The organism is Thermococcus sp. (genome assembly GCF_026991495.1).
Classification (GTDB): Archaea; Methanobacteriota_B; Thermococci; order Thermococcales; family Thermococcaceae; genus Thermococcus.
Window position 1 is genome coordinate 1 of sequence record NZ_JALXBJ010000015.1, and the last position, 10,225, is coordinate 10,225.

Annotated in this window: 14 protein-coding genes and 1 pseudogene; 7 read left to right on the forward strand and 8 right to left on the reverse strand. The window is 55.0% G+C overall.

Annotated elements, in window-relative coordinates:
- A pseudogene (locus tag MVB78_RS01425) lies at positions 1-410 on the reverse strand (TIGR00303 family protein); the annotation flags it as partial.
- A 68-nt stretch (positions 411-478) separates the two neighbouring features.
- Here MVB78_RS01425 and MVB78_RS01430 point away from each other — a divergent pair.
- Positions 479-1,930: a cobyric acid synthase gene (locus MVB78_RS01430; RefSeq protein ID WP_297487113.1), complete on the forward strand. Its 1,452-nt coding sequence runs from the start codon at positions 479-481 to the stop codon at positions 1,928-1,930.
- A 198-nt stretch (positions 1,931-2,128) separates the two neighbouring features.
- On the opposite strand, the gene MVB78_RS01435 is transcribed toward MVB78_RS01430, so the two are convergent.
- The 6 genes from MVB78_RS01435 to MVB78_RS01460 all read right to left on the reverse strand — a co-directional run bounded on the left by MVB78_RS01435 (position 2,129) and on the right by MVB78_RS01460 (position 4,970).
- Positions 2,129-2,668, reverse strand: coding sequence for an NTP transferase domain-containing protein (locus MVB78_RS01435; protein ID WP_297487115.1), 540 nt, complete (start codon positions 2,666-2,668; stop codon positions 2,129-2,131).
- Positions 2,669-2,736: 68 nt separating this feature from the next.
- The gene (locus MVB78_RS01440) at positions 2,737-2,937 is read right to left on the reverse strand and encodes a DUF2281 domain-containing protein (protein WP_297487116.1); all 201 of its coding nucleotides are present in this window, start codon (positions 2,935-2,937) and stop codon (positions 2,737-2,739) included.
- A 33-nt stretch (positions 2,938-2,970) separates the two neighbouring features.
- Positions 2,971-3,666 (reverse strand): adenosylcobinamide-GDP ribazoletransferase, encoded by a 696-nt coding sequence (gene cobS, locus MVB78_RS01445; protein WP_297487118.1) that lies wholly within the window; start codon positions 3,664-3,666, stop codon positions 2,971-2,973.
- Entirely contained in the window at positions 3,663-3,920 is a 258-nt protein-coding gene (locus MVB78_RS01450) for a hypothetical protein (RefSeq protein ID WP_297487120.1), read from the reverse strand. The genes cobS and MVB78_RS01450 overlap by 4 nt, the downstream gene beginning before the upstream one ends.
- A complete protein-coding gene (cobZ, locus tag MVB78_RS01455) occupies positions 3,907-4,332 on the reverse strand; it encodes an alpha-ribazole phosphatase CobZ (RefSeq protein WP_297487122.1) in 426 nt (141 codons plus the stop codon). Before cobZ ends, MVB78_RS01450 begins: the two co-directional genes overlap by 14 nt.
- On the reverse strand, positions 4,329-4,970 hold the full coding sequence (locus MVB78_RS01460; RefSeq protein WP_297487124.1) for a diphthine--ammonia ligase: 642 nt from the start codon (positions 4,968-4,970) through the stop codon (positions 4,329-4,331). Before MVB78_RS01460 ends, cobZ begins: the two co-directional genes overlap by 4 nt.
- Before the next feature lie 47 nt (positions 4,971-5,017).
- Between MVB78_RS01460 and MVB78_RS01465 the strand changes: the two genes are divergently transcribed.
- Genes MVB78_RS01465 through MVB78_RS01475 form a run of 3 tightly spaced genes read left to right on the forward strand, consistent with a single transcriptional unit; the run spans position 5,018 to position 7,586 of the window.
- A complete protein-coding gene (locus MVB78_RS01465) occupies positions 5,018-5,764 on the forward strand; it encodes a uracil-DNA glycosylase family protein (protein ID WP_297487127.1) in 747 nt (248 codons plus the stop codon).
- A complete protein-coding gene (gene cbiB / locus MVB78_RS01470) occupies positions 5,752-6,636 on the forward strand; it encodes an adenosylcobinamide-phosphate synthase CbiB (RefSeq protein ID WP_297487130.1) in 885 nt (294 codons plus the stop codon). Before MVB78_RS01465 ends, cbiB begins: the two co-directional genes overlap by 13 nt.
- Positions 6,621-7,586 (forward strand): aminotransferase class I/II-fold pyridoxal phosphate-dependent enzyme, encoded by a 966-nt coding sequence (locus tag MVB78_RS01475; protein ID WP_297487133.1) that lies wholly within the window; start codon positions 6,621-6,623, stop codon positions 7,584-7,586. Before cbiB ends, MVB78_RS01475 begins: the two co-directional genes overlap by 16 nt.
- Here MVB78_RS01475 and MVB78_RS01480 read toward each other — a convergent pair.
- The gene (locus MVB78_RS01480; RefSeq protein ID WP_297487136.1) at positions 7,555-7,839 is read right to left on the reverse strand and encodes a hypothetical protein; all 285 of its coding nucleotides are present in this window, start codon (positions 7,837-7,839) and stop codon (positions 7,555-7,557) included. The genes MVB78_RS01475 and MVB78_RS01480 overlap by 32 nt on opposite strands.
- A gap of 147 nt (positions 7,840-7,986) precedes the next feature.
- Between MVB78_RS01480 and MVB78_RS01485 the strand changes: the two genes are divergently transcribed.
- Genes MVB78_RS01485 through MVB78_RS01495 form a run of 3 tightly spaced genes read left to right on the forward strand, consistent with a single transcriptional unit; the run spans position 7,987 to position 10,225 of the window.
- A complete protein-coding gene (locus MVB78_RS01485) occupies positions 7,987-8,700 on the forward strand; it encodes a TIGR02253 family HAD-type hydrolase (protein ID WP_297487177.1) in 714 nt (237 codons plus the stop codon).
- A 51-nt stretch (positions 8,701-8,751) separates the two neighbouring features.
- Positions 8,752-9,753 (forward strand): 2-hydroxyacid dehydrogenase, encoded by a 1,002-nt coding sequence (locus MVB78_RS01490; protein ID WP_297487139.1) that lies wholly within the window; start codon positions 8,752-8,754, stop codon positions 9,751-9,753.
- A 10-nt stretch (positions 9,754-9,763) separates the two neighbouring features.
- The gene (locus MVB78_RS01495; RefSeq protein WP_297487141.1) at positions 9,764-10,225 is read left to right on the forward strand and encodes a hypothetical protein; all 462 of its coding nucleotides are present in this window, start codon (positions 9,764-9,766) and stop codon (positions 10,223-10,225) included.

Sequence of the window (10,225 nt, forward strand, 5' to 3'; positions counted from 1 at the left end):
CCAACCACGAGTTCCTTGATTGATGACTTGTTCAGCTCTTCTCCAAGGAGCTTGGCGCGCTTTAGTATGTCCCCGAACTCCGGTAAAGCCGGCTCCTTTCTGAAGTCCCTCCCGACGGCGTTGCTTATGTGGACGTGCGGAACGAGTGGAGCGAGGTAAGTTCCTCCTCTGACCACGATAACAGGAAAGTTCGCCAGCTCTTTTGCCGCTTTGGTGATTATTGCCGGCGTCGGGTGCCCTTCGGGTGTTACTGGGATGACGTCAATCGTTAGGGGCTTCTCATGGAAGAGGTATTCGGCATCGGCAACAGGAGTTAGCTTCGTGAGTTCAGGCGTTGCCCCGGCGACGCTGATTCCCGGAACGGTGCTTATCTCGGTGTTTCCCAAAACGAGCAGGAAGAGGCTCTCCATTCCAACCACCGCTGGAGGTTTTATCCAAGGGTTTATATGGCCTTCGGCCAACGCTCTCCGGTGAGAAAATGGGAAAGGCCTTGATGGTTCAGGGGACTTCATCCGGTGCTGGCAAATCCCTCCTCGTCACTGCATTATGCAGAATCTTCTCCAACCTCGGCTACGATGTGGTTCCCTTCAAGAGCCAGAACATGAGCCTCAACTCCGCGCCGAGCATTGAGGGAGGCGAGATAAGCCGCGCCCAGTACCTTCAGGCGATAGCCTGCAGAAAAAAGCCGAGCGTGAGGTTCAATCCGATTCTGCTCAAGCCCGAAGGAAACATGAGGAGCCAGGTCGTCTTCATGGGAAAGCCCATAGGTAGCGTCTCAGCCAGGGACTACATGCTCTCTCGAAAGGAGGAGCTCTTTAGAAGGGCGATGAGGGTTCTCGACGAGCTGAAGGAGAAGCACGACCTCGTTCTAATCGAAGGCGCCGGCAGTCCGGTCGAGATAAACCTGAAGGACTACGACATAGCCAACATGAGAGTTGCCAAACACGCCAACGCGAGGGTTATTCTCGTTACCGACATAGACCGCGGTGGAAGCTTCGCCTCGATAGTCGGCACGATGGAGCTTTTGAGCGAGGAGGAGCGGGAACTCGTTACCGGCTTCGTCTTCAACAGGTTCCGCGGTGATGCCTCCCTCCTAAAGCCGGGCTTTGATTATCTCGAAAAGCGCTACGGGAAGCCGACCCTCGGAGTTATCCCCTACGTTGAGCACCGCCTTCCCGAGGAGGACTCCTTAGCCGAGTTCCCCAAGGTTAGGGGCGAGCTATACATACAGATAGTCAAGCTCCCACACATAAGCAACTTTACGGACTTTGAGCCCCTCCACTGGGCGAACGGCGTTGACTACGTTACCAGAGCCGAGGAGATAAAGGGCGACGTTATAATCATTCCGGGGAGCAAGAACACGGTTGAGGATCTGCTCTGGATGAGGGAGAGCGGCATCGAGGAGGCCATAATTCAGGCTCACCGCGAGGGAGCTTTCGTCGTGGGAATCTGCGGCGGCTTCCAGATGCTCGGGAGGGAGATTATAGACGAGGTTGAATCAAGGCGCGGAAGGGTTAAGGGCCTCGGGCTTCTTCCGGCGAAAACCGTCTTCACGAGGGAAAAGCGAACGAACCACCTGAAAGCGAGGGTTCTCTGGGGGCCGGCTGAAGGGATGAGCGTGGAAGGCTACGAGATAAGGATGGGCCGTTCGGTCTCTGGGAGGCCTTTCTCGGTCATAACCTCCATAAACGGTGTGAAAATCCTTGAGCCGGAGGGAGCTATAGGCGAGAGGGCCTTTGGAACTTACTTACACGGCATCTTTCACAACTTTGAATTCACGGGGAGGTTTTTGAACTTCCTTAGGCTGGAGAAGGGGCTCGAACCGGTTTCAGTTGAAGGGTGGAGCGTTGAGGAGGAAATAGAGCGGTTTGCGGAGGTTGTCGAAAAGAACCTCGACGTGGAGAGGATTTTGGAGGAGCTTGGACTCTAAAAATAATCCTCCGGTCTCTCAAGCTCCATCGGCGGATGCCTCCTCCACCAGAGCTTCAGACGGAGGTAGATGTAAAAGCCGAGGAAGACGAGAAGGCCTATCAGGATTAGAACAACCGCTATAATGAGGAAGCGAAGAGAAACAGCAGGCCCAGTATTAGAACACCAGCGAGGGCAAGGGCGCCCCTGATTTCCTCCTTCATCTTTCCACCAGTTTAGCTATCCTGTTGGCGAGCTTTAACTCTTCCGGCGTGTTTACGTTTAAAGCCAAAAGCGGGTTGCTCAGCTCGAAAAAGCGCTCTCCCTCTAGCGCTACCGCGTTCAATCCAACTATCGCGTAGCCCCTATAAATTGCAGGCCTCAAATCTCCCGGAACTTTCTCAAGTGAAAGGACACCCGTTAGGCTCGTCCTTCCGTCGAAGGCTTTTGCGATTGAGCCAATATCCGAGGCCTTAACGAAGGGCAGATCTGCTGAAACGCTCACAAAGGGCCCTAACTCCCGGAGGAGCCACTTTACGTCTTCGACATAGCCCTTTCCCGGCGTTTCAACGAAGGGAATTCCGTCCCTGAGGCACAACTCTTTGGTCTTCGGCGTGTTCTTTGAGAGGGCCACGATGGTTTCTCCTATTGCTGAAGCCTTCTCGTAAACCCTGAGGAGCATCGGCTTTCCTCCGACCCTCAGGACGGGCTTTTCCCTTCCCATCCGGCTCGACTTTCCGCCGGCGAGGATGACTATCATGAAAATCAATAAGCAACTTTGGATTATAAGCGCTTCCAAGTACAAAAAGCCATGCTACAGAAGAGACGTCAAACTCGCCACTCCAGAGCTTTGTGCTGGAGCTCAACGGGTGTAAGCTTAACGTCCCTCAGCTTCCCCTCCCAGGAGAAAGTGAAACCTCTCTTTTCACCTTTTCTACCGTACTTCTGCAGAAGGAACTCGGCGTAGTCCAAGAGCTCCTTTCTCGCCTCGGGGGGTAGCTGGGAAAGAATCCTCTCAACGTCCTGCATGGTTCCACCGCATGAGTTTAGGTGATGCAATATTTAAAGGTAAGCCCACACAAACGCCAGGATCAGGAGCGTTCCCGCCCTCGTTATTTCCGCGATGGCCCCGAGGCAGTCGCCGTTTATCCCGCCGAAGTTGTCGAGGGAGAGCCTTATGGTGTACGCGCCGAAGAGGAGACCCGTTATCCCGGCAAGGGCGAGCGGGTTGTAGAACGCTATTGGAAGATACAGGAGAAGATAGAGGACTGTCCCGGTGGCGAGCTGTTTTTTGTCCATTTCCTCCATGAAGTACGCCCCCAATCCCTGGCCGAGGGGCCTTTTCGTTGCCAGACCGAGGAGCATGGCGGACTTCGAGTTGAGTTCAGCTAAGTAGATGGCGTAGAAAGGAACGAGCTGGAGCGAGTAAACCTGGAGGAAGAGAACCATCACGACGGCAAAAAGGCCGGCTATACCGGTGTTGAGGTCCTTCATGGCCTTGATTTTCCTCTCGCGGTCGCCCTTGACCATAATCCCGTCGGCCCAGTCAGCAAGGCCGTCGAGGTGGAGGAGGCCGATTGTGAAGTAGAGCGCCAGGAGGGCGAGAAGGTTGGCCAGTGGGAGTTTTAGATAGAGCACAAGCACGGGAAGGGCCGAGCTGACCGGGACAACAAGCGGAAAGGCCCAGAGCTCTTTTCGGGCCTTCTCAAAGTCTCCCCTGACGGGAATCCTTGTGAGGAAGGGTAGGATGTTCTTCACAGGCCCACCTCTGTTCTCTTCTCCTCGAACTCCTCCCTTAGAGTTTGGAGCTTATCCTCGTCCGCGAACGCTAAAACAACACCGCAGTCGAGGCAGAGCCATGGGGTGGCCTCAATGAAGGGCCTCAGCACGCCAGTTGTCCTGCTCTTCCACGGCGGCTGCCAGAAGAACCTCGCATAGCCGGCCCTTTCTGACCTGCTCTTCACCATCGTGCCCCCGCAGATGGGGCACTTCCGGGTCTCAATCTTGACCATCTAAATCACCCTCAAAGAGTTTTGTCATACAGCCGGCTATAAACCCTCCTATCGCGTCATCGAGGAAAGGCGGAAGCTCCGCTAAGATTCCGGGCTTTCGCGTGTCGTAGTAGAAGAAGTTGAAGAGCGCCATCTTCCCGCCTATATACTCCGCGATGTCGATTCCAATTAGCTCGTCCGCTACGAGGTTAACCGGATCACCTTCGACCCCAAAGTCCTCCTCAAGCAGGAGCGAGACCATAAGGAGGGCCTGAACGTTGATGTCTCCGAGGTAGCGGAGCATGAGCTCTCCAAGCCTTTCCCTGGCTTTTTCGGGCTCGTCGCCGATGTAAAGCTCCATCGCGGTGTCGAGCATTTTCTCCAGCGTTACGCCGTGCCCTTCGAGCCTTTTGAGGAGTTCTTCAGCTTTCATGCTCTCACCAGCCCAAAGCGAACCCAGTAATACCTCTCGCTTTCCTCGAAGGACTTCACCTCAAGCTTAAAGCGCCCCTCGAAGAGGGGCGAGGCTAAAACAACGGTGTGGAACTCGCCGAACTCTCCGACCGGATCAACGCCCGGGTAAGTTTTCAAAAAGCCCTCAAGGTCTTCTGGAGAGCGGAAGGTATAGGCTAAAGCCTTCCGCGGGAGCTTTTCTTTATCAACCGCTATTATTGCCCATTCGAAGCCTTCCTTGAGCATTTCTCTGGCCAGCTCAAGGGTATCCCTTCCCCAGAGCGGTTCGAGGGCCTTAACACCGGCTTTCTCAGCCAGACCCTCAACCCACTTTTTGTGGTCTCCGAGAAGGATATCGCCTGCTATGAGATAGTCAACGCCGAGGGAGCCGATGAATTCAGCTAAAGCGTCGCTTCCGTGAGACATGTCGAAGGTTAGCAACTCCTTTCCCATCGCTTTTGCGAGCGTTTTGAGGGAGTTTAAATTCTCCCAGTGCGGTGAGAGGCCGATCGTCGTTTTGAGCGCCAGCAGGTACGGAACCTCGATTCCATTCTTTTCAGCGAGGTAAAGAGCGTAGAGCCCGTCCTTGCCGCCCGAAAAGAAGGCAACCCCCTTCAAGCTATCGCCCCCGTCAGGGTTATAAAGAGCTGGAGCTTTTATCCATTATGCTCCTGAGACTTGAGACGCTGGAGAGGGCTGGAAAAGTTTACATCAATCCGAAGAACCTCAGGGTCAGACCCCTGAAGCTTGAAGACTGGCGCGACCTCCTAAGTTTGGACGAAAAGACCTACGGAACCTACGCGAGGACGGTATACAACCCGGAGGAGAGGTTTTTAGTAACGGACGAGAAAAGCGAGGCCAAGGGAATCGAGCTCTCCAACCTTTACCGCGCTCTCTTGGATAATCCAGAGTACTTCTGCGGGCGGGAGAACCTTGAATACCAGCTTAAGGTCGGCGAGTTCAAGGGACTGCCCTTCGCCAACGGTTTTGCAGGCTCGAAGGCCATCCTCGTCGGTGAGGCCCCTGGAAGGCGCGGGTGCGGGAAAACGGGGATATGCTTCTACCGCGATGCCTCCGGAATGCTGCTCCGCAAGGTTCTCTTCTCCCTTGGAATTAACCCGGACTTCCTCTACATAACCAACGTCGTCAAGTGCAACCCACCGGAGAACAGGCTGAAGAAAATTCCCCCGGGAGCTTACGAGCTTTTAGCAAGGGAGCTGGAGATTCTGAAGCCAAAGGCCATTTTTGCGGTTGGTAGAACCGCAGAAAAGACCCTCAAGGAGCTCGGATACGAGGCCGTCTACCTCAAACACCCGGCATGGTATGTGAGGAGGGGCGTTAGGAGGGCAAGCGGTGAAATTCTGAGTGAATACGTTAAAATCCGGGAGGCCCTGGGCGAATGGAGGCTTTAATCGTCTTAGCCTTGGCCCTCCTCTGGGACCTGAGCTTGGGCGAGCCACCGGCAAAGCTCCATCCAGTGGTGTGGTTCGGGAATCTCGCGGGATTAGTAGATTCCCGCTATCGAAGACGCTCTCCAGAGCTTGACTTTCTGAGCGGTACAGTTACGGCTTTGCCGGTTGTGGCTTTAGCATTTTTGCTTTCCATCTCGCCCTTTATCGCGCCGTACCCCCTCAACTATGCCTTAGCGGTCTATTTCCTCAAGAGCTCGTTCGCTGTGAGGAGTTTATACGAGCACGTAGCTAAAACGATGACGGAAGACCTCGAAGAGAAGAGGAAAGCCGTTTCGATGGTCGTCAGCAGGGAAACAGAGAGCCTCGACGAAGCCCACCTCAACTCTGCAGCAATAGAGAGCCTCGCCGAGAACCTCAACGACTCCGTAATAGCCCCGCTGTTCTACTTCCTCCTCTTCGGCCTGCCCGGTGCTTTGGTCTACCGCGCCGTTAACACTCTCGACGCGATGTTCGGCTATAGAAATGAGGCCTACGAGTACTTCGGAAAGTTTTCTGCAAGACTTGACGATGCCCTAAACTTCATCCCAGCCCGCCTGACGGTTCTCCTCTACCTGCCCCTCGGCGCCGGGAAGGTTTTCCACCATTACCGCCTGGCAAGGTTCAAGATAAACTCGGATAAGCCGATAGCTGTGATGAGTGCCGTTTTAGGTGTGTGGCTTGAGAAACCCGGCGTTTACCGCTTTCCCGGGAGAGAACCCAAGGATTCCGACATTAAGCGCGCTCTGAGGGTTTACTGGGTTATAGTTGCCGAATGGATAATAATCGTCTCAATACTGCTCGCAACGGGGGCCTGCCCATGCTTAGGCCGATAGAGTTCTCAACATACCACGGTGGTGCGAGGGAGGGGGGCCTGCTCGATTTCTCGGCCTCGCTCAACCCATACCAGCCGGAATGGGTCAATGAAATGTTCGAGCGTGCCAAAGAGATAAGCAACCGCTACCCCTACTACGAAAAGCTCGAAGAGGGCCTCTCGGAGCTTGTCCGGGAGGAAGTAACCGTAACCGCCGGCATCACCGAGGCGTTATACCTCCTCGGAATCCTCGCGCTCCGTGGGAGGGATGTGATTATCCCGGAGCACACCTACGGCGAGTACGGGAGAGTAGCGAGAATTTTTGGGAGAAAGGTCGTCAAAGGCCCGAACGAGCCTGAGAAGCTGGCTGAGCTCGTGGAGAAGGACTCGGTGGTCTTCTTCTGCAACCCCAACAACCCCGACGGAAGGTTTTACCGCGTTAAGGAAATCAAGCCCCTCATCGATGCTGTCGAGGATAAGAAAGCACTCCTCGTCATCGATGAGGCCTTCATAGACTTCGTTCAAAAGCCCGAAAGCCCGAGCGGGGAGAACGTTGTAAAGCTCAGGACGTTCACCAAGAGCTATGGCCTGCCGGGAATAAGGGTCGGCTACGTGATCGGCTTTCCCGGGGCTTTTAAAAGCGTCAGGATGCCGTGGGGCATAGGTTCGACTGGCCTTGCTTTCCTTGAGTTTCTCCTCAAAGACGGCTTTGAGCATCTGAGAAAGACGATGCCGTTAGTCTGGCGCGAGAAGGGGAGGATTGAGAGGGCTTTGAGTGTTAAAAGCGACGCCAACTTCTTCATCAAGCGCGTTGGAGATGCCAAGGAAGTCGTTGAGGCACTAAAAAGGGAGGGGATCCTTGTGAGGAGTTGCGAGAGCTTCGGCCTTCCAGAGTTCATCCGCTTCTCCGTGAGGAGGCCGGAGGAGAATGAGAAGCTCATTAGGGCGCTTCTCGGGCTTGAATCCCTTTGACAAGGATCTCTTCGAGTTCAACGCCCCCTTTCTCCGATTTTATGGCGGAGAGCTTTATCGGGAGCAGCTTGTATGTTCCGCCGTTTATTACCCTCCTCAGGGACCTCTCAAAGGCTTCGGCCTCGGCCTCGTTTGAGAACTCAACCTTTGCTATGAAGTCGTACTCCCCGTAGAGCCAGCGGCCCTTTACCGGTATCCTCTCCAGCACCTCGTCCCTGACGCCCCAGACCAAGAGTATTGCCTCCACCGTCATCCCTTAGTAGGAGATTTGCAGGGGGAATAAAAGCTTTTCTAACTATTTTCCGGCAGTTCTCCAATAAATCGAAAAATTTCTGGGGCGCATTCGTTTAACTGTCAGAAACGTTAAAACCTGGAAGGCATTACCCCAAGGGGGATGGGAATGATAAGGGCGGTCTTCTTTGACTTCGTCGGGACGCTGATAACGAAGGCTGGTGAAAACGTCACCCACCAGAACATAGCCCGGGAAGTCCTCAGGAGAGCCGGCAGGAATGACCTGGATCCCATCAGAATCTGGGAGGAGTACGAGGAAGAGAGCTCAAAGCTCTTCAAGGGGCTCGCCGGAAAGCCCTACGTTAAGATAAGGGAAGTGGACACCGAGGCTATGCGTAGGGTGGCCGGGAGGTATGGCTTTGAGGTGCCCGAGGACTTCTGGGAGATCAGCATAGAGATGCACGCCAGCTACGGGGAGCTTTTTCCCGACGCCTTTGAGGCAATAAAGGCCCTGAAATCCCTGGGGCTGCACGTTGGGATTATCACGGACTCGGACAACGACTACATAGAGGCCCATTTGAAGGCCCTGGGGATCTATGATGCCTTTGACAGCATAACGACGAGCGAGGACGCGGGCTTCTACAAGCCCCACCCGAGCCCCTTCCGGCTGGCACTCGAAAGGGCTGGAGTTAAGCCATGGGAGGCGATATACGTGGGCGACAACCCGGTCAAGGACTGCGTTGGTGCTAAAAACGTTGGAATGATAAGCGTTCTCCTTGATCCTGACGCGTCAAAGCAGCCCCTCTGGGGCAACTGCGACTTCGTGGTCTCCAGGCTTCTGGATCTTCCGGATATAGTTATGGGGCTTAACAAAGGCCCTTAGGCCCTCCGACACTTTTATAACCTTTTCGACGAATATCTTAACGGTGATACCATGAGACCAAAGGTGGCGGTTCTCTTTAAGATGAAGAGCAAACCTACGGAGGAACTCATGAAGTACGCAGACGTCGAGTTTATCCTGTATCCGAGCGCTGAAGAGCTCAAGGAGCGCATAGGAGAGTTTGACGGCGTAATACTCTCACCCCTCAACCCCTTTCCGCGGGAGGTCATCGAGAGGGCCGAGAGGTTGAAGGTCATAAGCTGTCATTCCGCCGGCTATGACCATGTTGACGTGAAAGCGGCGACTGAGAAGGGGGTATACGTTACCAAGGTTTCCGGATGGCTAAGTGAAGCAGTTGCCGAGTTCGCGGTCGGCCTTACCATCGCGCTCCTCAGGAAGATAGCCTACACGGACAGGTTCGTCCGTTCGGGGAAGTGGGACTCGCACAAGGCCGTGTGGAGCGGTTTCAAGGACATAGAGACGGTTTACGGCAAGAAGGTGGGGATCCTCGGTATGGGGGCGATAGGGAAGGCAATAGCGAGGAGAATGAAGGCGATGGGGACCCAAATCCTCTACTGGTCGCGGTCGAGGAAAGGGGAGGTCGAGAAGGAGGTTGGTGCGGTTTACAGGTCCTTAGAGGACGTTCTCAGGGAGAGCGATATCGTGATCTTGGCCCTTCCGGCGACGCCAGAGACCTACCACGTAATCAACGAGGAGCGGATAAGGCTCCTTGAGGGCAAGTACCTGGTAAACATAGGGCGCGGAACCCTCGTGGACGAGAAAGCTATTGTCAAGGCCATCGGGGAGGGCAAACTCAAGGGCTACGCGAGCGATGTCTTCGAGAAAGAGCCAGTCCAGGAGCACGAACTCTTCAGGTACGAGTGGGAGACGGTGTTAACGCCCCACTACGCTGGCCTCTCAAAGGAGGCGATGGAGGACATGGGCTTTCAGGCCGTGAAGAACCTTCTCGCGGTTCTGCGCGGTGAAATCCCGAAAGACCTCGTGAACCGCGAAGTCCTCAAAATCCGCCCGCCGGAACAGGTTAAGATGCTCTGAGGTGACCCACATGGACTGGAAGATCGATCTGATCGAGGCCCTTAAACCGTACGGAGAGCCGGTTGAAACCCCCGAGGGGGTACTCTTCGAGCTGGTGGACGAGGAAAGCGGGGTTTATGACAGGCTGGCCTTCTACGTGGAGGATCCCCTAAAGGAGGACGCCCTGGAGGAGGTGCTGGTCGAGGCGATTAAGGACCTGACCGACCACGACCTTCCGGGGAGAAACGTCTTCGCCTTCGGCTTTAGGCCCGACTTCAGCGGTGAGGTGATCGGGCTTTCGTTCTTCGAGGCCAGGCCGGGTAAAGGGGCCGTCTTAGGAGAGGTGCCGCCCAAGGTTGTGGAGATAGCCGAGAGGAACGGGCTCTCATTCCAGCGGGGTGAAGGGGGTGGGATCGGCCTCCCGAGGGAGCATACTGGGGAAGATTTTGAGGCGCTCATCAAGCTCGTTGAAGCGTTGGCGTTCGAGTGGTAG

Bases quoted from the DNA above. Each gene is read 5' to 3' on its own strand.
- MVB78_RS01430 (WP_297487113.1), top strand. From the start codon at position 479: ATGGGAAAGGCCTTGATGGTTCAGGGGACTTCATCCGGTGCTGGCAAA.
- MVB78_RS01435 (WP_297487115.1), bottom strand. From the start codon at position 2,668: ATGATAGTCATCCTCGCCGGCGGAAAGTCGAGCCGGATGGGAAGGGAA.
- MVB78_RS01440 (WP_297487116.1), bottom strand. From the start codon at position 2,937: ATGCAGGACGTTGAGAGGATTCTTTCCCAGCTACCCCCCGAGGCGAGA.
- MVB78_RS01450 (WP_297487120.1), bottom strand. From the start codon at position 3,920: ATGGTCAAGATTGAGACCCGGAAGTGCCCCATCTGCGGGGGCACGATG.
- cobZ (WP_297487122.1), bottom strand. From the start codon at position 4,332: ATGAAAGCTGAAGAACTCCTCAAAAGGCTCGAAGGGCACGGCGTAACG.
- MVB78_RS01465 (WP_297487127.1), top strand. From the start codon at position 5,018: ATGCTCCTGAGACTTGAGACGCTGGAGAGGGCTGGAAAAGTTTACATC.
- cbiB (WP_297487130.1), top strand. From the start codon at position 5,752: ATGGAGGCTTTAATCGTCTTAGCCTTGGCCCTCCTCTGGGACCTGAGC.
- MVB78_RS01475 (WP_297487133.1), top strand. From the start codon at position 6,621: ATGCTTAGGCCGATAGAGTTCTCAACATACCACGGTGGTGCGAGGGAG.
- MVB78_RS01480 (WP_297487136.1), bottom strand. From the start codon at position 7,839: ATGACGGTGGAGGCAATACTCTTGGTCTGGGGCGTCAGGGACGAGGTG.
- MVB78_RS01485 (WP_297487177.1), top strand. From the start codon at position 7,987: ATGATAAGGGCGGTCTTCTTTGACTTCGTCGGGACGCTGATAACGAAG.
- MVB78_RS01490 (WP_297487139.1), top strand. From the start codon at position 8,752: ATGAGACCAAAGGTGGCGGTTCTCTTTAAGATGAAGAGCAAACCTACG.
- MVB78_RS01495 (WP_297487141.1), top strand. From the start codon at position 9,764: ATGGACTGGAAGATCGATCTGATCGAGGCCCTTAAACCGTACGGAGAG.